Consider the following 22,111-nt stretch of genomic DNA (forward strand, 5'->3'; position numbering starts at 1 on the left):
TTATCAGGTTCGCTGAGGTGCTTGTTCTGTATTACTTCGAATAACTTTGACCACTAGCAATACAAGACATGGAAAAGGAGCCTTACTGCCCTTATTTTATTTCTATATAGATATCATATCTGTCAATTTCTTTTAATTTTTCCTTCGCATCTTCCAAGGTTTCCCCAAGTGATATTCTCTTCATGTCGGTTATTGTTATCAAGACATATTCATTATTGAAATATACTATTTGTTCACTCTTGTCGCCGTTTGCCCAAATAATCACTGCCCCAGCCATGCTATCATCTCCTCTATTTTTGACTATACTTCGTTGAACAGCAATAAATTCCTGCAATAAATAGAACCGCCCATCTCTGAGTGACTTAAATTTCTGCAAAATCTTTTAACTACTGCTTTCCCCTTTAATTTATTGCTTAAACGTGGTATGATAGTATCACCATCGTTTATTGGTACGGAAGCAGTCCACTTTACTTTTTCACAAAGGTAGAGCTGGGCTGTTTCTTTTTTTTATACCTCAAACAACTATTTATGCTCTCTTCTTGAGGGCGATTTTTTTATTTCTTCACGTTCTATAATTATCACCCTTATTTACAATAAAACATATTATGTATCAAGGCTATTTATGTTCTTTGATAATTAGGAGGTGAAACTATAACATGGATTTTCGTAAATGGGACGACCCGGAAATTGAAGATTGGGACGATGACTCAAATTATAGGTCAGAAGATGAAAGGCAATTAGGCTTAGGCTTAGGTTTCGGCTTAGGATTCGGCCTAGGATTTGGTTTTGGCTGTCGGCCTCGTCGATATTGCTGGCCTAGAGAGTCTTGCTGGCCGAGATTTGGATGCTGGCCCGGACAAGGCTGCTGGCCGTTCTAGCATCTCCAAAACCTTCTTATGTTAGAAAAAGCTTTCGGGCTTTTTCTTTTTGCCTATCCCTATAATAACTAATTACTTCATCAGAAAATTTATCTAACTATCCTGCCTTCTTATCTATGTGCATTAATATTGGATATCGCCTGGTGGATTTGTTTCGAGCCAATCATAAAAAGGAACTTATTTCTTATTCATCGTTTACTTAATCAACTCATATTTTGCATATTTTTTACATACTACGTATTGAGTAAGTACCTGATCTATTTGGGAAAAGGCTTCTATGACTTGTGCCTCAATACCACTTTTACCACTTTAATATTGCAAATTTCCTATGCTTTATATCCAGCACTGCATTTATAGCAATGTTAAGAAATTATCCCTTACAATTAGAAGTTTGACGCTGGAGGAGGTGATATCATGAATGCTAAAAAATTCTTTTTGACGATGTTTTGTGCAATCCCAGAAGGAATGGAGTTAGCAAATGAGCCTTGTACGTACGAAGTGACATTCCTTACAAATATTGGTTTTATTCAAGGAACAATTGACAACGAATTTATTAAACCTTTTGAAGATATTAGCCAAAAAATTGCGGAAGAGTTTACACGAAAAGGTATCTATGCAGAAAGCTTAACTAATGGCGATATTATTCCATTAAAAGATGTAGTTGTTTGCCAGCCTACTGGTTGCCAAATTAGCTTGCCTTCTCTAGTTCTTTTTTCAGATCAAATAGTTGGTGTAACAATTGCAAGACCGATTTTTTCATCATAGCGTTTATAACTATTCTTTTAATTATTTCATTTATATAAAATGATTTTTTAGCTGACTTTCAAGTTGTCGCTTAAGGTCAGCTACTTCTTTTTCTAAAGCGGTTACGCGCTGTTTTAAAGCACCTCTTTCTTTTTTCTCAAAAATCGAATAATACTTCCGATAATTTAACTGCCCCCCCAGTGAATAAAGAAAAAAGCGCCAGCAGAGCGGCGGTAGAGATTCGAAATAAAAATAAAGGTATTCATTATAACGTATTTATAATACAGTCAAAGGAAAAGATATAATCTATTGTAGTGCCTTATTAGCAACTCGAGAAGCAGAGAGTTTTCTGAAAGAGAATTTATAGCTGCCAAATTACTTCTACCAGGCTTCTAAAGCCCTATCGCAACTGAGCAATACAATTTTTTATAAGTTATGCTTATTTAGGAGGATTGATTATGTCATTAGTTAATGTAGAATTCTCAGAAAAAGTGGGTATTATTACGCTAAATAATACCCAAAAACTAAACGCATTAAGTGCTGAACTCGTCGATGATATTATTGAAGCACTTGATAATTTTCAAAAACAGAAGATACATATAATTATTTTGCGTGCTCCCGATGGATCTAAGGTATGGTCGGCAGGTCATGATGTAAAAGAATTACCGTTAAAAATGAGAGATCCCTTAAGTTATTATGATTCACTTGAGGTACTTTTACGGACTGTGGAAGAATACCCTGGACCGGTTATTGCAATGGTACACGGCAGTGTCTGGGGTGGTGCTTGCGACTTAATAATGACTTGTGATATGGTTATCGCCGATAAAACGGCTAAGTTTGCTATGACTCCTGCTAAACTTGGGGTTCCATATAATTCTACAGGTATTTTACATTTTATGAATCGTTTACCGATTAATATTGCTAAAGAGATGTTTTTTACTGCTGAATTAGTACCTGCGGAACGGGCTTTAAATGTTGGCATTATCAATCATTTAGTTGAAGAAGAAGAACTTCTCCCTTTTACATTGAATTTAGCTGCGACAATTAGCACCCGATCGATGTTATCTATTGAGGTAATTAAAGAACAGTTCCGTGTTTTATCAAAAGCATATTCTATCACTCCATCCGCTTTTGAACGAGTACAGGGGATGCGACGAAAGGTTTATGATAGCCATGATTATGAAGAAGCGATTACTGCATTTTTAGAAAAACGCCCGGCAAATTTTAAAGGTGAATAAGCGTTCTTCACATAGCGACGATATTTTACCAAAAAGGACATTTCCAATACCTACGTTCCAAACAAAAATATAACTGTTCTGCAATGCTTCTTACGCTTGCATACAAAATACTAAAAAAGCCTTCGCACTAACCTGCGAAGGCTTGAATTTACTGGAGCGGATGAAGAGATTCAAACTCTTGAACCACGGGCGCTTTTAGCATTTTATTGTAAAAATTTAAGGTGTTGCACCATAAGGTTCATCCCTGTATGAACTATACAATATATCACAAGAGAAACTATTAACCGATCCGGATGTTGTGAGAGTCAGATGTTTGATGTGTTGTTAGTGAAATATCAGAAGTTGTTGAGAGATAAAAGTGATAAATAAAAAGTCCTCCCCTTTCAGTAAGGGACTTTATCTATTCCTTTAATAATTCGTTTATTTTGTATAAATATAATAGTAACCCTATAGCCAGTATTATATGAAACATGTTAGATAGCCAATGTCCAAAAAACATAGTATCATCTCCTTGCTAAATACGATAATATACGGGAATCTATCTAAAATATCAACATAGTCGTGAAGCTGTGTATAGGCGGATTTATTAACCACCACTATATCGATCTGTTATTTCATATTATAGACAAAACATATGACAAGGATATGACAACATAAACAAATCCCCATCCTACCAATTAAGGTAAGACGGGGATTTTTCTACTTAGTCAGCGGTATCACTTAAAAACTAATAATCTTATCAAAAGATAAATATTCCTTACTATCATCAACAATATCATTGATTGCATAGTATGAAATACCTGTACCAATAGTACGAGTATACCAATTAATAAAACTATTAATTATTGCGGTAGATACGCGATATTCACGTTCGCTTGAATCAATCATAGTTACCCGCAACCGTCTTATTTTTATACTGATATTAGCACTCGTAACATTATGTTAACTATCCATCGGTTGGGCCACACCCTATTCTCTCTCATCTACTGGAGGTATCGAAGGGACTTGAACCATATCATTTACAGTAACCCTAATAGTAATATCACATAATATATTATGTAATGATTCTTTTCAAAAAGGAGATCAATTTTATGTCTTCCTATGATCAATCGTCAATTAGCAATCAATTTGAGTACAGATGTACATCAGTATGTCCTACTGGACCTACTGGAACTACCGGCGCTACGGGACGTACTGGTACTACTGGGGCTACTGGACCTACTGGATCAACTGGCGCTACTGGCGCTACGGGTCCCACCGGACCAACCGGCGCTACGGGGCGTACTAGCTCTACCGGGGCTACTGGCGACACTGGGGTTACTGGAACTACTGGCGCTACTGGCGCTACTGGGACTACTGGGACTACCGGCGCTACCGGACGCACCGGGGCTACTGGGACTACTGGGTCTACTGGTCCTACCGGCGCTACTGGCGCTACTGGCGATACTGGTCCTACTGGACCTACTGGCGCTAACGGACGAACTGGTGCTACTGGGACTACTGGAAGTACCGGCGCTACTGGACCTACTGGCGCTGTTGGTAATAATGGAGCCACTGGACCTACTGGATCCACCGGATCTACTGGGGCTACTGGACGTACCGGACCTACTGGTAGCACTGGGGCTACTGGAGCAATTGGTGATACTGGAGCTACTGGACCTACTGGGACTACCGGAGCTACCGGACCTACTGGGGCTACTGGTGATACGGGTGCTACTGGCGCTACTGGTACTACAGGGGCCACTGGAACTACTGGCGCTACTGGAAATCCTGGAACTACTGGACCTATTGGACCTACTGGACCTACCGGACCTACTGGTGATATTGGTGATACGGGGCCTACCGGTACTACGGGTGCTACGGGTCCTACTGGTGCTACTGGGGCTACTGGCGATACGGGACCAACTGGCGCTATCGGTGATACTGGCGCTACTGGCGGTACCGGTGCAATTGGCACTACTGGACCAACTGGACCTATTGGACCTACTGGCGCTACTGGGGCTACTGGTGATATTGGTGATACAGGTGCTACGGGACCTACAGGTTCGACTGGAGCTACGGGAGCCACGGGACCTACCGGACCTACAGGTGGTACTGGGCCTACTGGAGCAATTGGTGATACTGGAGCTACTGGCGCTACCGGTGCAACCGGGCTTTTTTCTCAATTTGCTGGCGCAACCTTTTCTGGGATTTCGTTGTCAAGCGAAGTACCAGCAGCTACTCTTGGAACAGTAACAGTCAATGTTGCTAATGCGAGCAACACCGTTTGGTTAACTAGCTCTTTAACATGGACTCCGAGTTCTGCAGTCTCTATAGTAACATTCAGAATCATTCGAAATGCTGATAGCCAAACAATAGCAACTACAAGCGATACACCAGTGTCAGCCAATAGCCCAATTACCACTGCATTGATTGGCTTTGATAGCACACCACTTATTGGGTCTAGTACCTACTCACTAGCAGCTAACGGAATTTTTTCGGGTTTTCAAACAGTCCTCATAAACCAAGGTACACTTACAGCTACAGAAATCAACACATAACCCTTTTGTTGATTTTAACCACACAATCCAAATACAAAAAAATAACAAAAGACGGATTTCCATAATAGGAAATCCGTCTTACTTTTAAACTGATTTTAGTCTCGTAGCACCATGTTGACCACTATGCTGGTTGTGCCACTCGCTAAAACCCGCTAATTTACATTACTATCTTTCTTAATGGCAGGAATGTACGAATTTTGAAATCTACCAGCCGTATCAACAAGCAACATCCCCATTTGACTTTACTCATGGAGGCTAATACCATCTCTGCCTATAAATATGTCAATAACACCTTGACCATTAAGATCGACTATTATTCTGTCATATAATTATTAAATTAGTACGTCACTCCACAACTCTAACCCAATATGAAACCAACCAAAGCGGCAGACACCAGTATAATATTGGCCGATACGCGTCTTGATATTGCAAGTGTAGCACTTATCACGACAATTGCTATCATACCTATATCCAATCCATTACTCCGAAATATCCCTGCCAAAACTATTACGCTGAAACTAGCTATGACAAGCACAACCCCATCAAGTAAACCTTGTGTAGCAGGATGATTAGCAATACATGCATGGCAACGTTGCACGATCAAAATTAATAGTGGTGGTAAAATCAATGCTATACATGCCAGTACCGCTCCCGGAACTCCAGCAACTAGATAACATAGGCTAACGACCCAAAGCCCATTTGGTCCGGGAGTAATTTGTCCAATTGCTAGTGCTTCGGTAAACTGTTTTTCACTTGCCCATCCGTTGGCGATAAAATCAGCGTGCAAGCTGGGTAAAGGACCAAAGCCACCTGTCGAGAACAAGACGGATTTAAGTACAACCCCCAAAAACATAATCCAGTCCATCTGCTAACCCTCCTGCTCCTTCTTATTAGCAACATGCCTATAAACGAGTGCGCCACATAATCCACCTAGAAGATATAATACAATCACTGGCGGATTTAAAAGTACATAAATCATTGCACTACCTATCATTATTCCAAATGTGACCCCAAAAGCCAATGATCCTTTTTTACGATTATTTACAAAGATCGGTCTAACATTTCGCCAGTTAGTGGCTAGGGCAATACCAAAGATAGCTGCAAACACTGCACGCAAAGAAGCTTGCAACTTTGGGACCGCACTGAGGCTGGAATTATATGGAGGATATCCCAATAGTGATTGCCGCACTGGGCAGGATAAGCCCGATCAATGAAACAACTATGCCCACCCATCCAGCTAGTCGTTTGCCTATGAGTATCGTATATGCAATGATGTTTATGCCTGGTGCAATTTGGCACATCGCTATGATGTTAGCATATTCTTCGGCGGTTATCCATTTATGCTTATAAATAAAGCTTTCTTGAATAAGATATTGAGTAATGGCACCACCACCAAATGACGTAAAACCAATGCGCAACCAAGCGAAAAGTAGCCCATTGATCGTAAGAGAATCAGATACATTCGTTGTGATGTGATTCCCCGCTTTGAATTCATTTCCGTCACTCATCTAATTTTACTCCTTGTCAAGAATTTTTTATCATTATTCTATCATTTTTTTATAGACATTCATATCATTTTAGATAGAATACAACTAGCATACAAAATGATAAAAAGCCTTCCGACAAAACGCCGGAAGGCTTGAATTTACTGGAGCGGGTGAAGAGATTCGAACTCTCGACCCACGGCTTGGGAATTCCACCACACGAGTTATCTCCTGTCTTTAAAGTTATATAGCGTCAACAAAATCAAGGTTTAACCGTTTTTTAAATAATATACTGTCTCTTACGTTATACTAATTATATACTGTTTTGGTCACCTTTTTGGTAACCTACTTAATGTGCTTTCGCCTTGCAGAATAAAGCGTCAAGGGCATCGACTGCGGTTTCTTGCATACCAGGTAGTAGATGTGAGTACGTATCCAGTGTCATTGTAATAGTAGAATGTCCTAGTCTCTCGGATACAACTTTTACATGCACCCCTTGAAGCAATAACAGGCTGGCATGCGTATGCCTTAAATCATGAAATTTAAAACTACGACCTATTCCAGCACTCTCCAGCATTTTCTTAAATGTTCTTGTTGTAAAATTGCTAGTATCATAGGCCCCACCCGTGGTATTCGTAACAACTAGATTAGTACTATTCAATCTATCACCTAGAAGGTTCTGCTGCCACTCTTGCCATTTCTTGTATCTTTGCAAGTCTTTTAATGTCGACTGTGGGATAGGGATTTTCCTCTTGCTCTTAGCTGTCTTAGGTTCTTCAAATATCTTTCTTTTTGTAATAGACGTGACTAAAGACCGCTGCACATGGATTGTCCCTTTCTTCATGTCAATGTCCGACCACATTAACCCGAATAATTCCCCCAGTCGCATACCTGTATTTAGTGCTAACAGTATAACTATATATGGCACTTCCCCTGCCTTCTTTGCTGTAGCTGTTAAAGATTCGACCTGTTCTACTGTAAGAGGGCGTATTTCTGTTTTAACTAACTTAGGCGGAGTAGTCGCTTTTACAGGATTTTTAGCAAGCAGGCCACTTTTAACGGCCTGGTCTAAACACAGAGTTAGGTATCGTCTTACCCCTCGCACTGTGCTAGTCGATAACCCTTTCTTTTCACGAATTTCTTTATCATCTACTATTTTTACTTTTTCCTTGCCGCCATCTATTAATAGCTGGTTAAAGAATGCCTGTAGGTCAGGGTCTCTTAACTTTGGCAATGCTAATTTACCTAGCTTAGAATTTTTTACGTAGAGTAGGCTACTTCGATATTTTTCATAGGACTTAATACGTACTTTTTGCTTGGCGTAATCTTCTAACCACCTGTCAATCCATACCTCTAAGATCAATTTATTAGCCTCGGGTAGCAATCCATCTTCCAGGCCCTTAATAAATTCCCGCCCCTTGGCTAATGCCTTCGGTCTACTTTCAGCCGTAAACATTTTTCTTTTAACTTCTCCGTCACGCGGGTCTGTATAACTGAATCGTGCTTCCCATCTACCCCGTTCATCATTAAAACGCGCTGTTCCCTCGCCATGCCCGCGCCTAGTCTCTTTATCAGTATCCTTCGGTTTACGTGCCATCATCATTGCCCCCATCCATATTAATATTTAGAGTAAAAGCAGGAGTCGCCCCCTGCACTAATTTATTTGGTTTCCCACACTCTCCAGGCATTAGCGTAAAAACCACCTACCGTATTCCTTATTAACTTAAACCTATTAGGGTGAATAGGAACGCTGCCCTTTGCCTGCTGGCTCTGTTTGTACATTAGATCAAGACTGTAGAGCAGGTCGTCAAGTTCGGCTTGCTTTTCTTCCTTTTCGATATCACGTTTAGACACATTACCAATTGGCTGTATGTCTCCCCCTTCCACGTCCTCAAATAAACAATCAATACCATGACAATTGTTACCGTAACCAAAAACATTCGCTAAAACAATTAAGTCACGATGCTTTAATTCCCTACCCAATAATTTTTCTAACTGTTGATGTTTTTTCATATAAAAATCAACTCCTTAAATAACATTCGCCCCTTTTATACAAACTTCATTGTATTTTTTACTAACTTCATTGTACATCGTAGGCAGTATGTTGTCAATACTTCATTGTACTTTATCATTATTTCATTTGATATTTAACATAATTTATTGTACAATACTGGTAAAGTTAAAGGAGGCTATTCAATTGGTAAAATTTAAATTAGATCGCATTATGTTTGAAAAAGATAGAATGAAAGTCCCGCAACTACAAGAATTGAGCGGGATAAATAAAAATACACTCTACGCTATTTATAACAACAATGCGACAAGGGTTGATCTGTCTGTCATTAACCGTCTCTGCTCTGCTCTGAATTGTCAGCCTGGTGATCTACTGGAATATATACCCGCCCAGGAAAATGATTTATTAAAATAACCGTATGGGAAGGTGGATTATTTGGACAAAGATGCGATTACACTTGATATTTTAAGGAAAGAGTATGAAATTGTCTCAAAATCAATAGATGATCAATCTAAATACGTATCTTCGCTTTTTACTTTTTCTCTAGCGCTGTTAACAGTTCTAGCCACTACTATTATCGGTCTTTATAAAAATAAAACTGACTCCTTTGAGGGCGTATCTATTCTAATCAAACAAAATATAGATTTATTGTATATCTTTTTATTTGTTAGCGCGCTTTTCTTACTAATTTTCCGTTTTATTAACTTGCAAACAATTGTTCAAAATGTCATCTATAAAGAGCACTTAGAAAAACAAATCAATTATCTTTTAAATAGAAACGTCCTTATCTGGAACCATAAAGTACTTAAAAATGTTGGTTTAGCACCTTATCAATTGACTTTTATTGGACATTATATCAACGCAGGATCATGGCTTTTAATCTTTTTCTGCATGTGGCTTATATACACTTCTCCGAGTAAAGAGACTCAAGACAAGGTATACTTTATTGCATTGCTAATAATCTGTCTTTCATCATGGTATATCTATATTATTTTTGGTCTCCCAAAGCGATTGAACAAGCAATTACTACATAGAACATCAACCAATTAAGATAACTAACAGCCTAGCTAGGCTGTTTTCTTTTTATCCATTTCGAGCAAGCTTTCCACAAATTGATAATAACCTGTCCAATCTAACCACCCAGCCAAATGCGCTAGTTACTTTATAAAGAATCATTTTTATTACCCCACCCCCTTATTGCTTTACGTACTTCCAGCCAATTAATAAAATCTAATTTTTTAACTCTTTTTGAAGTACCAATACTAAAATTAGGTATTCCTCCGACTTTAGGATTAAGTTGAAATAACTCATATACTCGTTTGCGGGAAATGTGTAGATAATCAGCTATGTGCTGGGCCGTGAGAATATCGGGTAACCCATTAATATGGTCAATGCTGGTTTCGGTCTTCTTATCCGCATATAACGTTTCTTGTTTAGGCGGGCTAGTCTCATTTTCATCTTTAGAAGTTTCTTCTACTACGTAATGTGCAATTTTAATTAAAAGATTATAGAGCTTATCCTCTTGTACTATAATCATCACCCTACTTTCATCCTGTGTTCATATATCCTACGTCTTTTTTATAATTTCTCGCCACTCTTTAACAGTTCTAGAATCTCTTCTACAGTTATATCTGGGGCCTTCTGCAGCTTCATAGCCTGCATAAAATCGTTAAACTCCTGTACTACTTCTTTTGGCGCTCCTGGCTTTAAGTGCCAATTTCCTGGTTCACTAACAAAAGGGGCTATTGATAAAATTAGGAGCTATACCAATCATATTATAAACACCCTCCCCAGAGTTTTATGTAAGGATACAATGGCTGGGCGTAGAAATCTACTTCTTTGCTTCCTACGCCCAGCCATTCCTGGTTGCAATTATATCGCCGTTCTGGTCAACTGTGTAAGGTTTTCTTAACACTTTAAAAAGCAGCCTACTAGATCATTACGCCTATTACAATAGCGCCCCCATATCAGCGGTCATTATAGCATTAGCACCGCTTAGTTTTTCGTGAAGTATGCCTATAAATTCGTCAGCCATCTGCCTTACGTCTTTATCTACGCCGCTTATATTGATTGCCCCAAAGGATATGCTGACTTGTTGGGCCTTCGTTATATTGCTAATGCTACTAGCGCTTATTGGTAGGTTCCCCGCCCCGTCTGCCTTAATACTGGCCGAACCTCCTATGCCCAAGCTTGGCGCTTGACTAAACGCGTCACCCATTGCCCCATGTAGTACCCCAGCGTTTGCCGTTACCCCCTGGGCCATAGTTGACATTATCGCGCCGCCACTATACGTTAGCTGGCTGAAAGGGCCTTCCTTTGCGTCACTAAACGGCATTAGTCTGCGGACGGAACCAAAGACACCAGAAACACTATCTACTAGGTAGCTTTTCATACTGAGGATACCGTCAGCAAACGTCGTGATAAGCGTAGCGCCCCACTGCGCTGCCTGTGGTATTAGGTTTGCGAAGAACTGGGCTACTTCGGTCAGTGTGCTACTTACGCCCTGACCTATCCAAGTAAAAGCCATCGTAAAGCCAGCTAGTACGTTAGTCCATAAATTACTAAAAAACTCCCCTACGATAGCCCAGTTCTGCACTAGCCATATGCCCGCGCCTATTAGTAAGCCTATACCCGCTATTAGTAAGTAAACAGGGTTTACCATAATTACCGCGTTAAGAATACCCTGCGCTACCGCCCATGCCCTAGTCATAGCTGTAACGACTTGCATCCTTGCAGCTGTAAATTCGAGTTGGGTTATTAAGTACGTACCTATCGCTATCCCTATCCCTTCTACGAAAGGCGCTATGTTAGACCAGTTATTTATAAAAACTTCTGCTACCCGCAGCTGCATAGTCCAAACTGTCAGCAAGGCATCTGTTACCCTAGGCAGCGCCGTGTCTATTAGCCAGTTTAGTACAGGCGTAGCATAGTCCGACAGTGTCACAAAGCCCGCGCCCATTGTCGCCGCTATCACTTCGAAGCGGGGGGCGTTATTTCCTAGGAATACGCCTACTTTGTCAGATATGACCGTAAACACGCGCCCAATAAGACTGAAAGCCCCGCCAAATACATCTGCTACACCTATACCGAAAGCCTGTGCCTTAGCCGTAATAGCTTCCATAGTTCCATTTTCTTTTATCTTATCTAAGAATCCCAAGGAATTAGCTAGTCCAGTTTTCATACGGTCGAAAATCGGTTTACCGAATTCGCGGCCCATAGTCCCCATAAAGTCCGCTGCGTTAGATAGCATACCCTTAAAACTTTTACTTTGCATTTCCATACCGCCCTTATAGCGGTCTTCCATGATAGTAAATAGCGCAGCGTTAAAAGCTACCATATCGGTAATTGTGCCCTTACTGTCTACTACTGTAGTGCCCATTTTAGCGCCCTGGTCTATTAACATTTGCTTGGTTATCCCGAATTCTTTAAGCCGTTCTACTTCCCCCGTTTGAGCGTCAGCTACCGCTTCTACAGCCTGCATTAGCGGCTTGCCCATTACGCTAGCCATGTCTCCGATTGTTCCTAGGGTTTTCTGCGCTGTAATCCCATACGTTTCTAACCGTGTAGTAGCTTCTACTACCTGCGGTATTTCGAACGGCGTCTGCGCGGCAAACTTAGCGGCCCATTCTAGCGTCTCTGTGGCCCGTTCACTACTCTTTAGTACTACGGTCAACGTATTCTTGTACTGCTCCATCTCTGCGTTCGACTGTACCAGCCAATCATAAGCGACCTTAAAGGTCATTAAGCCCATTACTATGCCCATTATACTATTAAGTCCCAGCATTGACGCGGTAAGTGTCGCTACGCCACCAGCCAGGCCGCGGGCGCTTAGGTTAGCGGCCCTACTCCCAGCTGTAAAGGCTCCCAGGCCCAACGTACTTGTCATAGCGCTACGGCCCATTCCTTCTACGGCTCTGCCCCCAGACCTGGCCGCGTCGCTAAATTGCTGCGTAGCCTGTGACATATGACTAACTGGACTAGAAAAGCCATCCGACATATTAATACGGGCACCCATTACAAATTCTTTTGACATATCAATCCCCTCCTATAAGAGAATAACGCCCAGCCTTGGCCGTACCCAGAACCCTAGGCTCCGAAATTTGAATTCCTTTTTCGTAGATAGAATGCTGCCCCTGAGTGATTAAAGGCCGTTCCTTTAAAACTACAGTGTTAGGCATAGCTTTAACAGGTGGTATATGTCTAGATTCTTTTAACAGCCTATCTTGAATCTCGAAAATCTCATTGTGGTAATCATTTTCAATCCATATCCAACGCCTAAAATTATCATCAGTCAATAAACACGGTGGATAATGTGAGTAAGAGCTAACCTCGCCATTTGTATACTGTTCTTGAATTACTTTCGCATTCCGTTGAATCGTACCCAGTTCCGTATTTACCTGGTCTTTTTTCTTGAAAAAAGCCGTTAACGTGCTAATATACTTGCTACGTAGTTCTGCTAGTTCGTCAAGAAGTGGCTGGAATTCCTCTATAAAAGCACCTTGTCCAATAAGCGTAGATACAGCAGCGCGAACGTCGCCATAAGCGTTTTCAGCGCCCTTCGGCACTGCAGGGCTGCTATCCACGGCTGGCAACTTACGTAATTTTTCTTCTGCAATAACTAACCGCGCTTGGGCTTCTAATACTTCTTTTGTCTGCTCGGTAGCCACCGCTGCACTGACATTATTCCGTGCTTCCGTTATTTCGTTTATTACGATTTCACGCTGACTACGTAAAGTGACACCCTGCCTCTCAAATTCTTCAACATTTGCCACTAATTTTTCGTAAACTTCTACCCTCATCTGAATTCCTCCACTATATACTTATTATTTAGATAAAATAGGTATTTTTCAATATACGATAATTGGGAGTTATCGTATATGTAAAAGCTAAATTAATCAGCTTTAGTCTTCCTTTCTTGGGCATTTCTTTCTCCCCAGGCAACTGTGATCTTCCCGTGGGAAGCGGCTTGTAATTCATCGTTAATCTTACTTAGTAGGTCGCCACCAGCGTCAGGGCTAAGACGTGCTTGTCTTTCTACTAGCCTTCCCAGTTCGTTTAACGCCCGTAAAAGGACTCTGTCCTCGATTGTCCCAGCATGATAGACACCAGTAACCGCCCCTAAGCGGTCGCCGTCCTCATTCTCTGTAGCAATTTTATAAGTAACTTTAGTACTATCCTCGCCGCCTTTGGCAAACTTCGCGCTCCACTTGGTTAAGTAGACTACAATTTTAGCTTTTAATGCGTATATCATACGCTCTAGACTAGTAGACCCTTCTTGTGAAGCGACAAGATCATACGCAGCCTGCTCTTCTTCGGTAAGCGCTGCATTACTATAAAATCCATGTTTTTTAGCATTTTGGGATACTTTTTCCTTTCCTTCATCAGTTTTGGGGCCTGTAGTCAATCCCCCATGTAAATGACAACGACCGTAGCCCTTATGCATTGTTTGGCGCCCCGCTGTGAATTTACAAAAACCATCCTTTCTACGTAATTTGGCACCGCAGGCCAAATACTCCCGCCCCGCCTGGTTTATTTCAATTCTATTCTTTTCGTCGGCCGATAAGTGGAATATTCGTTTTTCGGCCATGTCACCACTCATATAGTATTTCAACTCCCTTAGAAGCAATCTCTTCCCAGCTTTCAGCAGTCTGTATATTAATAACTAGCCGCATACAGGCAACGTCAACGGGTACATCATTATCGCAGATACTTTTCCACGCTCGTATAAGTAAGCTACTACAACGTTGCCAACGCAATACGGCAAAAATCAATAGCTCTAAGATTTCTGATTCATCAGCAGTTTCATAAACATGGTTTTCATGTGCCTGCCATAACTCTATTACGTGCAAAGCATAAGGGATAGTACGACTTTGGATATTAAAATAGTGTACTGCACTAATTAAATCAGTATCCCGCGCTCGTCTTATACGTAATAATCCGCTAAGATCTCTAGCCTCCCATTCTTCTAGCGTACGTAATTCCCCGTCAAATAGAAGCTCCGCATAGTTTTCGCACGGTGCTACTACCAAAGGGCGAATCACCTTATAATTTCTAAATGCGTTAAAACGATCTTCTAATGATCGCTTGGATAGGTCATTCATAAAATACCTCCATAAATTTTGATTCGTAAAAAGCTACTTAGCCCCGTCGTTTGCCATAAGCTCTTTTAAATCTTTTGCCTCTTTAATTTGGGCTATAATTACCGATTTCTCTGGTGTTAAGGCTATGAACATGTCGTATCCCTCTAACCATATAGCGCCTGCCCTTCTCCTAAACCGTACAAAACGCCGACGACCTCCTACTTTTTTTACTGCTTTAGTAGCCAGGTATAGTATTAGTGATAAGCGCTCTTCTATTTCTTCGGGTACTGGCACCCGCCCAACAACGACCTCCTGGAAAGCCTTCTCTGTAATTTCTACAGGAATTATCCAGCCATATTCACGGGCCTTCTTAGAAATGTCTTTTAGCAACATTCCAGCAAACACTCCTTCTCTAAGCCTTAGCATTACTAACTACTATTACTAAAGTAATAGTAATAACATATAACTATATATAATAATAATAATAATAATATTTATTATAATAGTAATATAATGTAGTACCTTTTTTCTTGAGGGGTATTTTTTTATCTCTCTTTTTACTGTAACGTATTTCTTTAAAAATACCCCTGCCTTAAAAAACCACTTTTATATTGGACTTTTTCCTGTAATAGCCTAAAATCATTACTTACCGTATTGGAGAATATATCGCCATATTCGCTCATTTTTATATGTTTTTCTCTCGGTAAGTTACTATAGTCCCTTACCTATCTGTAGCTTCCATTTACTCCGTTTTACGTTTTTTATACCCCATTTCACTACTGGCTACGCCACTACTACGCTATCAGCGGCCCACTTTATGTAGTACCTGGCGTCCAGCCCCACAGTCTTGGCTATGACTTTATCCGTCTAGGGCTGCGGCGGTGGCGTATCCATGTAAGCAATTCTCCTGCCCTGTCTTATCCACTTCTAGGTCGTGGCAATACTGATATACTTCTGTAGAACGTGTTTTAAGTTTAAGCCTTACCATTCCCCTATCCGAGATTAGTCAAGGGGTGTGACAGAATCGTCAAGAAGTTGTACGGGCCATTGCAATGCAAAAACTCTCTCTATAAGCGTGTCAATCTTAGTTACCATTTCTTGATAATATTTCGGCACTCGAATCTCATATTCAACCATAGCTTTTAATGCGTCTCTGTGCGTTGGATAATAGCCCGCATTCTCCCACCGCTCTGTACCTACGTTTTTACCTCGCGCGTTAACTTTTCGCCGTTGTAGAATCACATTGTGTGGGTCAGTTTCAATTCTCCAGTTTTCATTAATCGGATACAAAGTTAGTCCCCCCCTTACTTGATTTATGGTTAGAATTCTTTATTTGTACCTTCTTCCGTTTTCTAACCTAGAGCATCAACCCATGCGACAGGAATTAGAAAACGACGGCCTAAACAGGTACTTGGAATAGTTCCAGCTTTTAATAGCCGATACAGGTGGGGACGACTAACATTTAAAATTACTTGAACCTCTTTTGGTGAATAAAATTTCTTCTCCATGTGTACTCCTCCATCTTTTTTATTCTACGTTTCATTAAGTCTATAGTGCCATAATACATATCTGTATCATATGTCCTATAGGTATCATGCCCTACGTACGCGTGATTCGGGAAGTGTCTATAACGCTTCGAATCATTTAGGTGATGGGCTGTTTTCTACTCCTTGCTAACTTTTTTAAACATTTTCTTACTTTCTTCTGGTTATTAATCGCCTTTTTCTTACGTAGTATGGGCTGAACCAAATAAATAGTCCGAAGCGACAGATACATGGTATTTATGTAAAACGCTACAGCCTGTATTTCTACGACTTTAATTACCAATAAATCTATTTTCCATGAACAAAAAGCCGTGATACCTTCTTACAGGTTCACGGCTAAATGACATCCGATTTATTTTACAATTTCAGGAAAAGCATAAAGGAAAAAACGGTATTATTATTGAATTTTTAATGAAAAAGCAAAAAGGATGATGAAAAGTGCATATATCAAACTTCGTTGAGGTGGCAACCGCATGGATGATACAGCTATAAAACAATTGTTTTCACCATTATGGAACGATGTAAAAGAAGAAGATCAATTTTACAATAGAAAACCTCTTCTAGCTCACTATACATCTATACAGGTACTTGAAAGTATATTAAAAAATGATGAACTCTGGTTTTCAAACCCTCTATTTATGAATGATCTCAAAGAAGTACGGTTTGCAATATTAGAGGGCGTAGACTTAATTCGCAATAGTGACGAAATTGAGCGCGCATTACGTACGCCAGAAAGAGTTAATCTTTTTAAACAACATTTCGATTACTATTTTAATAAATTTGCGGATGACGATATACTAGATACCTATATTCTTTGTCTAGCAGAACACAATAATGCGAATAACGACGGAACACTCTCCATGTGGAGAGGTTACGGAAATAATGCCAGCGGGGCTGCTATTGTATTTGATTCAGCCAAGATTGAAGCTGTAGATGGGACACCGATTGCTATTGCTAAAGTGATTTATGCTACAGAGGAAGAACAAATAATTTGGATGAAAGACACTATATCTAAATTCATAGAAATTTTTAATACCACGTCTATTCCAGACGATAAACTTTATATAGCTGCATTTGCGTTATTCGAAAGAATACAAATTTTTGCCTTATTTACAAAAGACCACGGATTTAAGGAAGAGAACGAATGGCGTATAGTCTATATGAAAGATAGAGATTCTGACAAAAAACTAGAGCCAATGTATAGTTATTTTATTGGGCCACGTGGTATAGAACCAAAACTTAAACTTAAACTTACACCCGTGCCGGATTTTATGCCCCCCGATCTTTCATTAATTAAACTTATAGATCGAATAATTCTTGGGCCTGGTACCTCATCCCCTTTGGCTAAAGCAACGATATTTAGAATGTTAGATATAGTAGGTAAATCCGAACTGAAAGAAAAGGTTCGTACATCGACTATCCCATTTCGCTCTATGTAACCAGTATTATTATTGTAGCTATGCTCTAGCCCTTCCGGTATCCTCTACAAAAGAATATTTCCTCAAACAAAAAGCCGAGATACCTTTTACAGTTTAAGGGCTATATTATTATATGTTCACCTAGATGCAAAAAAGCCTCCGCAATAACCTGCGGAGGCTTAAATTATCCGAGTATGTAACCTTACGATATTAGTCCACCAGAAAAAATCTCGTTTACCAATTAGAGTATATTTTTACCTTCTACTAAATTTCTGTTTTAGTTGGTTTATTTTTTCTTCTAATTCTTGCTCTTTATGCTTTTCATTACGCCTATCCATTAATGATCTTTCTTGCTCAACTTTTTTAGAAATTTGTAATCTTTTTTTATCATCAACTATGACATTTCGAAGAGTATCATTCCAATTCCTAATCTCTAAATCAGGAAACTTTTTTGCTCCAAACCCGCCCTCCTGAAAAGCATTATCATTAGTCTTCATATAAGGAATAGCCAAATAATCTGCATATATCGCGGATACAAATTCTCCTTTATTTTTATCAGGCTTACTAAAGCCCGCTGAAAAACCGATTTCTCGCAACTGTTGTTCAAGTATAGGTCTATCTTCAGAGAGAATATCTTTATTATAATAGATTACTACCACATTCTTGTTATCACGATATTTAATAAACTCTTCAGCAATTGCAGCATTCCCGCTATTCTTCCATTTCATAATTTCATTTCCAACAACATCTGCAATAAATATTATAGGATGTAAATTAAAAAATTCTTTTAAACTATCCCCTAAGCATAAATTAACCCATATGTCTGTATCACAAATCGGATGTTCTAAATAATCCTTATTGTCCATGGTGATTACCTAGTCTCTCTACCATCTCTATCAACATTGAACATTTGTCTTGCGTTATGCGACCCTCGGATAGATTAAATTTAACATCCTCAAAAAAACGTGGCGAAAAATAAACTTCATTAGTCGGTTCAATCAATGCAGTATCTAGTCCAAGTCTTTTAGTTTTCTCCAAAAATTCTTGATGCCTATGCTTTCTTGAAAGTGCATATCGTACATTAAGGTCTTCTTTATGTTCTGGAAAAAGCTGAATCATTCTAGTAATCATTGCTGAATAACTTACCCCAAAGAAATGTTGCATTTGAATTAACTGATCATACTTAGCATATGCAATATTTATACCTTTTTCCGCAACATATTCTCTAATTAATACTTCAGGCATCAATATACAACTAGCAAAGCAATCGGCCTTGTATTCATTTATATCGTTTTTCGCTTCACCTTCCATACTTATACTTACTTGATTCGCATAAGCGTGGTAACATTCATGCCACAATGAAAAATTTTGTCTTCCAAGCACGTGTGCACTATTTATATAAATACAGTGATAGCCACTTTTCATTATGTGGAAGCCTGAAAGCTTATCCTCTGCCGAGGGAAATTTTAAAACAAAATACCCCAATTGTTCCTCGAGTAAGCCTAGAGTATTTTCTACTCTTTGACATTTAGGCATTTCTTTTTGCCTAAACTCTTGGACAATTGGGATAATCTCTTGATATGCACTATACTTTTCTTCATCCGTTAATTTTTTCTTGGATTTCAAAGAAAACACCTCATTTTACCTAGCGCCAATCTTATGCTGCATAATTATCTCATCAAAAATTTGATTAGCAAGCTCAACAGCAGCAATTGTTTTCTCGCTTATATCTAATGCCCTGAAACTTACACACTCCATATTTTCAGAATCAATTCGAAGAAGTTCTTCGATGCTAATACCCAGAATTACACTACAAGCTTTATACATTAAATGATTAAAACTTCTTTTTGACTCTAAAATCCACTGTACAACTTTAGGTTGAATATTAAATTTACCTGAAAATTCTTCGATATCCAGACCTAACTCATTTTTCTTTTCCATAACCCTTTTACTCAATTCATAGCTCGTATAAGCGGGTCGTTGGCAATACTTTAAAGTAACATTATCCAACATAGTCCCCATTTTTGCTCACCCTACTTTCTACGCATTAAAATATATAATAATATTATTATATAATATAACACAATCTAATATTTGATACAATGTTTAAGTTACATAACATTCCATTATATAGGAAAGTTTTACTACTCCTATACATTCCAAGCATCACCTTTTATAAACCCACTAAGTTCTTGAACTCTCACAGGTAAGACAAATTTATTGTTATAAAAGTGTTTTGGTCACCATTTTGGTCACCTAACTAAAAAACGGTTCTAGCATAATCGCTAGAACCGTTGAATTTACTGGAGCGGGTGAAGAGATTCGAACTCTCGACCCACGGCTTGGGAAGCCGGTACTCTACCACTGAGCTACACCCGCTTAAGATTGTATGGCTAGGAATGATTCATAAGAGTATCTTACATACAGATAAGTTAACTATCTGCTTCCTAACGCTATTAAGTATAACATATAACGGTAGTGAAGGCAAGTAGCCTACTACCTGTCCAGCTCGCTTTATAGTGCCAATTTTTCACTACTTGAAAGTCCACGACCATAGGGTTAACGTAAGAATACACAATCAAACCTCTTCCGTAGGTAGGTGAGAAAGAAGAGTCTTTTGACTTTTTTCTTCTACTTTTACTGAACCTCCGCCTTTTATGAGTAAAGCTGGAATGATACCTGCTGCGCATAACATGGCTGTAATCAAAAATACATCTTGGAATGCAGTTACGGATGCTTGACTTGCAACCATCCCCTTCATCGTCATTAATGCCGCTGTATATGCTTCATTAGCAGACATCCCACTGTGTATGAATCCGGCTTTCAGTGTAGATAATACACCCATAGCAGTATCAGAACTAGCAGTAATTGAATTTGCATATATCTGATTATGAAATTCTTGCCGGCTATTTAAGAGTGTTCCTATAATAGCCACACCAACACTGCCGCCTATATTTTTAAATAGATTAAACACTCCAGCGCCGACACCAATCTTATCTTTAGGTAGAGTACTCATAACTCCATTAGAAAGAGGGGACATGGTTAACGCTAAGCCTACACCCATGAGAACTAAGCGCCAGGCAATATTGATATAGGCCGTTCTTTCATCTAAATAATGAAAGGAATATAAGGACACTGTAATGATTGCCATACCAGCACTTGCTGGTATCTTAGATCCAACAGCATCGGCCAGTTTACCGCCTACTGGCGCTAGTAACACCATAGATCCTACCATAGGCAGTAAAGACACACCAGCTTTTATCGCCGTATATCCTAAGACATTACGCAAGTAGAAAGGCAGTAAAAACATTCCACCATACAAAGCCATAAAGGATAGAAATCCAACAATATTGGAAACAGTAAAGGTTGCGTTCTTGAATAAGCCTAAATCCACTAATGGAAATTCGATAGTATTTTCAATGTAAATAAAAAAAGTCATTGCTAGGATGGAAATGGTTAAAATGCTTGTAATATAGAATGATGTCCAGCCTTCTTTAGATCCTTGGTTTAATGCCACCAATAGACTACCCAAACTGACGATAATTAACATCGCACCAAGATAGTCAATCTTTGGAGAATCAGAAGAAACCTTGGATTCTTTCAAAACATACACACTAAGAACTAATCCGACGATTGCAATTGGAATAATCGAATAAAAAAGCAATCGCCAATCAAGATGTTCAATAATATAACCACCAATGGTTGGTCCAAGGGCACTGCCGCTTGCCGCCAGTGCTCCCCACATTCCAAGAGCCTGACCACGTTCACTCGCTGGAAAAGCATCTGATACAATAGCCATGGCATTAGGAAATAATAAGCCTGCACCAATGCCTTGCATCACTCGAAAGGCAATGATTGTTGTACTACTCCAAGCCAGTCCTACTAGCAAAGTGGCTATGGTAAAAGTACTTACACCGGCAATGTACATTTTTTTGCGCCCAAACTGATCACCCAGCTTTCCCATAACTGGTAGCATGGATCCATAAGGCAGCATATAAGATAAAGATACCCAGACAACGGAGTCCATAGTAAAACCAAAAGCTTGCATAATATTTGGTAGTGCAATATTAATTGCACTACTTACGTAGCCACTAAGAATAGTACCAACACATACGGTAAACAGTACCATGTATTTATTCGGCTGCATTGAATCCAAAGTAGCTTCCATGACTTT

26 protein-coding genes and 1 tRNA gene are annotated in these 22,111 nt (G+C 39.5%); 6 read left to right on the top strand and 21 right to left on the bottom strand.

The window, feature by feature from the left end; translation table 11 throughout:
- Positions 1-91: 91 nt before the first annotated feature.
- Positions 92-277 carry a hypothetical protein gene (locus tag QSJ81_RS14270; protein ID WP_285718048.1) on the bottom strand — a complete coding sequence of 62 codons (186 nt, stop codon included), beginning with the start codon at positions 275-277 and terminating at the stop codon, positions 92-94.
- Between the two features lie 1,015 nt (positions 278-1,292).
- On the opposite strand from QSJ81_RS14270, the gene QSJ81_RS14275 reads away from it, so the two are divergent.
- Together QSJ81_RS14275 and scpB are read left to right on the top strand one after the other, a co-directional pair.
- Positions 1,293-1,643, top strand: a complete 351-nt coding sequence (locus tag QSJ81_RS14275) for a hypothetical protein (RefSeq protein WP_285718049.1) — start codon at positions 1,293-1,295, stop codon at positions 1,641-1,643.
- 437 nt (positions 1,644-2,080) lie between these two features.
- A complete protein-coding gene (gene scpB / locus QSJ81_RS14280; RefSeq protein WP_285718050.1) occupies positions 2,081-2,860 on the top strand; it encodes a methylmalonyl-CoA decarboxylase in 780 nt (259 codons plus the stop codon).
- 720 nt (positions 2,861-3,580) lie between these two features.
- On the opposite strand, the gene QSJ81_RS14285 is transcribed toward scpB, so the two are convergent.
- Complete coding sequence (locus QSJ81_RS14285) at positions 3,581-3,748, bottom strand: hypothetical protein (RefSeq protein WP_285718051.1); 168 nt, start codon at positions 3,746-3,748, stop codon at positions 3,581-3,583.
- Positions 3,749-3,951: 203 nt separating this feature from the next.
- Here QSJ81_RS14285 and QSJ81_RS14290 point away from each other — a divergent pair, with 203 nt between their 5' ends.
- Complete coding sequence (locus tag QSJ81_RS14290; protein ID WP_285718052.1) at positions 3,952-5,400, top strand: hypothetical protein; 1,449 nt, start codon at positions 3,952-3,954, stop codon at positions 5,398-5,400.
- A 358-nt stretch (positions 5,401-5,758) separates the two neighbouring features.
- On the opposite strand, the gene QSJ81_RS14295 is transcribed toward QSJ81_RS14290, so the two are convergent.
- The 5 genes from QSJ81_RS14295 to QSJ81_RS14315 all read right to left on the bottom strand — a co-directional run bounded on the left by QSJ81_RS14295 (position 5,759) and on the right by QSJ81_RS14315 (position 8,897).
- Positions 5,759-6,265, bottom strand: a complete 507-nt coding sequence (locus QSJ81_RS14295; protein WP_285718053.1) for a chromate transporter — start codon at positions 6,263-6,265, stop codon at positions 5,759-5,761.
- A 3-nt stretch (positions 6,266-6,268) separates the two neighbouring features.
- Positions 6,269-6,529 (bottom strand): hypothetical protein, encoded by a 261-nt coding sequence (locus tag QSJ81_RS14300; RefSeq protein WP_285718054.1) that lies wholly within the window; start codon positions 6,527-6,529, stop codon positions 6,269-6,271.
- A 25-nt stretch (positions 6,530-6,554) separates the two neighbouring features.
- Positions 6,555-6,908: a chromate transporter gene (locus QSJ81_RS14305; RefSeq protein WP_285718055.1), complete on the bottom strand. Its 354-nt coding sequence runs from the start codon at positions 6,906-6,908 to the stop codon at positions 6,555-6,557.
- Between the two features lie 325 nt (positions 6,909-7,233).
- On the bottom strand, positions 7,234-8,487 hold the full coding sequence (locus QSJ81_RS14310) for a tyrosine-type recombinase/integrase (RefSeq protein WP_285718056.1): 1,254 nt from the start codon (positions 8,485-8,487) through the stop codon (positions 7,234-7,236).
- A 56-nt stretch (positions 8,488-8,543) separates the two neighbouring features.
- Entirely contained in the window at positions 8,544-8,897 is a 354-nt protein-coding gene (locus tag QSJ81_RS14315) for a hypothetical protein (protein ID WP_285718057.1), read from the bottom strand.
- Between the two features lie 184 nt (positions 8,898-9,081).
- Here QSJ81_RS14315 and QSJ81_RS14320 point away from each other — a divergent pair, with 184 nt between their 5' ends.
- Positions 9,082-9,309 carry a helix-turn-helix domain-containing protein gene (locus QSJ81_RS14320; RefSeq protein WP_285718058.1) on the top strand — a complete coding sequence of 76 codons (228 nt, stop codon included), beginning with the start codon at positions 9,082-9,084 and terminating at the stop codon, positions 9,307-9,309.
- Between the two features lie 21 nt (positions 9,310-9,330).
- Complete coding sequence (locus QSJ81_RS14325; RefSeq protein WP_285718059.1) at positions 9,331-9,945, top strand: hypothetical protein; 615 nt, start codon at positions 9,331-9,333, stop codon at positions 9,943-9,945.
- A 112-nt stretch (positions 9,946-10,057) separates the two neighbouring features.
- On the opposite strand, the gene QSJ81_RS14330 is transcribed toward QSJ81_RS14325, so the two are convergent.
- The 9 genes from QSJ81_RS14330 to QSJ81_RS14370 form a co-directional block, all read right to left on the bottom strand.
- Positions 10,058-10,435 (bottom strand): helix-turn-helix domain-containing protein, encoded by a 378-nt coding sequence (locus QSJ81_RS14330; protein WP_285718060.1) that lies wholly within the window; start codon positions 10,433-10,435, stop codon positions 10,058-10,060.
- A gap of 408 nt (positions 10,436-10,843) precedes the next feature.
- Entirely contained in the window at positions 10,844-12,928 is a 2,085-nt protein-coding gene (locus QSJ81_RS14335) for a tape measure protein (RefSeq protein ID WP_285718061.1), read from the bottom strand.
- A gap of 1 nt (position 12,929) precedes the next feature.
- Positions 12,930-13,694 carry a hypothetical protein gene (locus tag QSJ81_RS14340; RefSeq protein WP_285718062.1) on the bottom strand — a complete coding sequence of 255 codons (765 nt, stop codon included), beginning with the start codon at positions 13,692-13,694 and terminating at the stop codon, positions 12,930-12,932.
- Positions 13,695-13,786: 92 nt separating this feature from the next.
- Positions 13,787-14,494 (bottom strand): HGGxSTG domain-containing protein, encoded by a 708-nt coding sequence (locus QSJ81_RS14345; protein WP_285718063.1) that lies wholly within the window; start codon positions 14,492-14,494, stop codon positions 13,787-13,789.
- A complete protein-coding gene (locus tag QSJ81_RS14350) occupies positions 14,484-14,996 on the bottom strand; it encodes a hypothetical protein (protein WP_285718064.1) in 513 nt (170 codons plus the stop codon). Before QSJ81_RS14350 ends, QSJ81_RS14345 begins: the two co-directional genes overlap by 11 nt.
- A 33-nt stretch (positions 14,997-15,029) precedes the next feature.
- A complete protein-coding gene (locus QSJ81_RS14355) occupies positions 15,030-15,368 on the bottom strand; it encodes a hypothetical protein (RefSeq protein WP_285718065.1) in 339 nt (112 codons plus the stop codon).
- Between the two features lie 466 nt (positions 15,369-15,834).
- Complete coding sequence (locus QSJ81_RS14360) at positions 15,835-15,963, bottom strand: hypothetical protein (RefSeq protein ID WP_285718066.1); 129 nt, start codon at positions 15,961-15,963, stop codon at positions 15,835-15,837.
- A 14-nt stretch (positions 15,964-15,977) separates the two neighbouring features.
- Positions 15,978-16,265: a hypothetical protein gene (locus tag QSJ81_RS14365; protein WP_285718067.1), complete on the bottom strand. Its 288-nt coding sequence runs from the start codon at positions 16,263-16,265 to the stop codon at positions 15,978-15,980.
- Between the two features lie 62 nt (positions 16,266-16,327).
- Positions 16,328-16,483 (bottom strand): excisionase family DNA-binding protein, encoded by a 156-nt coding sequence (locus QSJ81_RS14370; RefSeq protein WP_285718068.1) that lies wholly within the window; start codon positions 16,481-16,483, stop codon positions 16,328-16,330.
- 509 nt (positions 16,484-16,992) lie between these two features.
- On the opposite strand from QSJ81_RS14370, the gene QSJ81_RS14375 reads away from it, so the two are divergent.
- Positions 16,993-17,958 carry a DUF2971 domain-containing protein gene (locus tag QSJ81_RS14375; protein ID WP_285718069.1) on the top strand — a complete coding sequence of 322 codons (966 nt, stop codon included), beginning with the start codon at positions 16,993-16,995 and terminating at the stop codon, positions 17,956-17,958.
- 233 nt (positions 17,959-18,191) lie between these two features.
- Here QSJ81_RS14375 and QSJ81_RS14380 read toward each other — a convergent pair whose 3' ends face one another.
- The 5 genes from QSJ81_RS14380 to QSJ81_RS14400 all read right to left on the bottom strand — a co-directional run bounded on the left by QSJ81_RS14380 (position 18,192) and on the right by QSJ81_RS14400 (position 22,105).
- Positions 18,192-18,803, bottom strand: a complete 612-nt coding sequence (locus QSJ81_RS14380) for a hypothetical protein (RefSeq protein ID WP_285718070.1) — start codon at positions 18,801-18,803, stop codon at positions 18,192-18,194.
- On the bottom strand, positions 18,793-19,563 hold the full coding sequence (locus QSJ81_RS14385) for an ImmA/IrrE family metallo-endopeptidase (protein WP_285718071.1): 771 nt from the start codon (positions 19,561-19,563) through the stop codon (positions 18,793-18,795). The genes QSJ81_RS14380 and QSJ81_RS14385 overlap by 11 nt, the downstream gene beginning before the upstream one ends.
- 15 nt (positions 19,564-19,578) lie before the next feature.
- Positions 19,579-19,959, bottom strand: a complete 381-nt coding sequence (locus tag QSJ81_RS14390) for a hypothetical protein (RefSeq protein ID WP_285718072.1) — start codon at positions 19,957-19,959, stop codon at positions 19,579-19,581.
- Positions 19,960-20,241: 282 nt separating this feature from the next.
- Positions 20,242-20,316 (bottom strand) — tRNA-Gly (locus tag QSJ81_RS14395).
- Between the two features lie 199 nt (positions 20,317-20,515).
- Positions 20,516-22,105, bottom strand: a complete 1,590-nt coding sequence (locus QSJ81_RS14400; RefSeq protein WP_285718073.1) for a DHA2 family efflux MFS transporter permease subunit — start codon at positions 22,103-22,105, stop codon at positions 20,516-20,518.
- Positions 22,106-22,111 lie beyond the last annotated feature (6 nt).

The organism is Pelosinus sp. IPA-1, assembly GCF_030269905.1.
In the GTDB taxonomy this organism is placed as follows: Bacteria; Bacillota; Negativicutes; order DSM-13327; family DSM-13327; genus Pelosinus.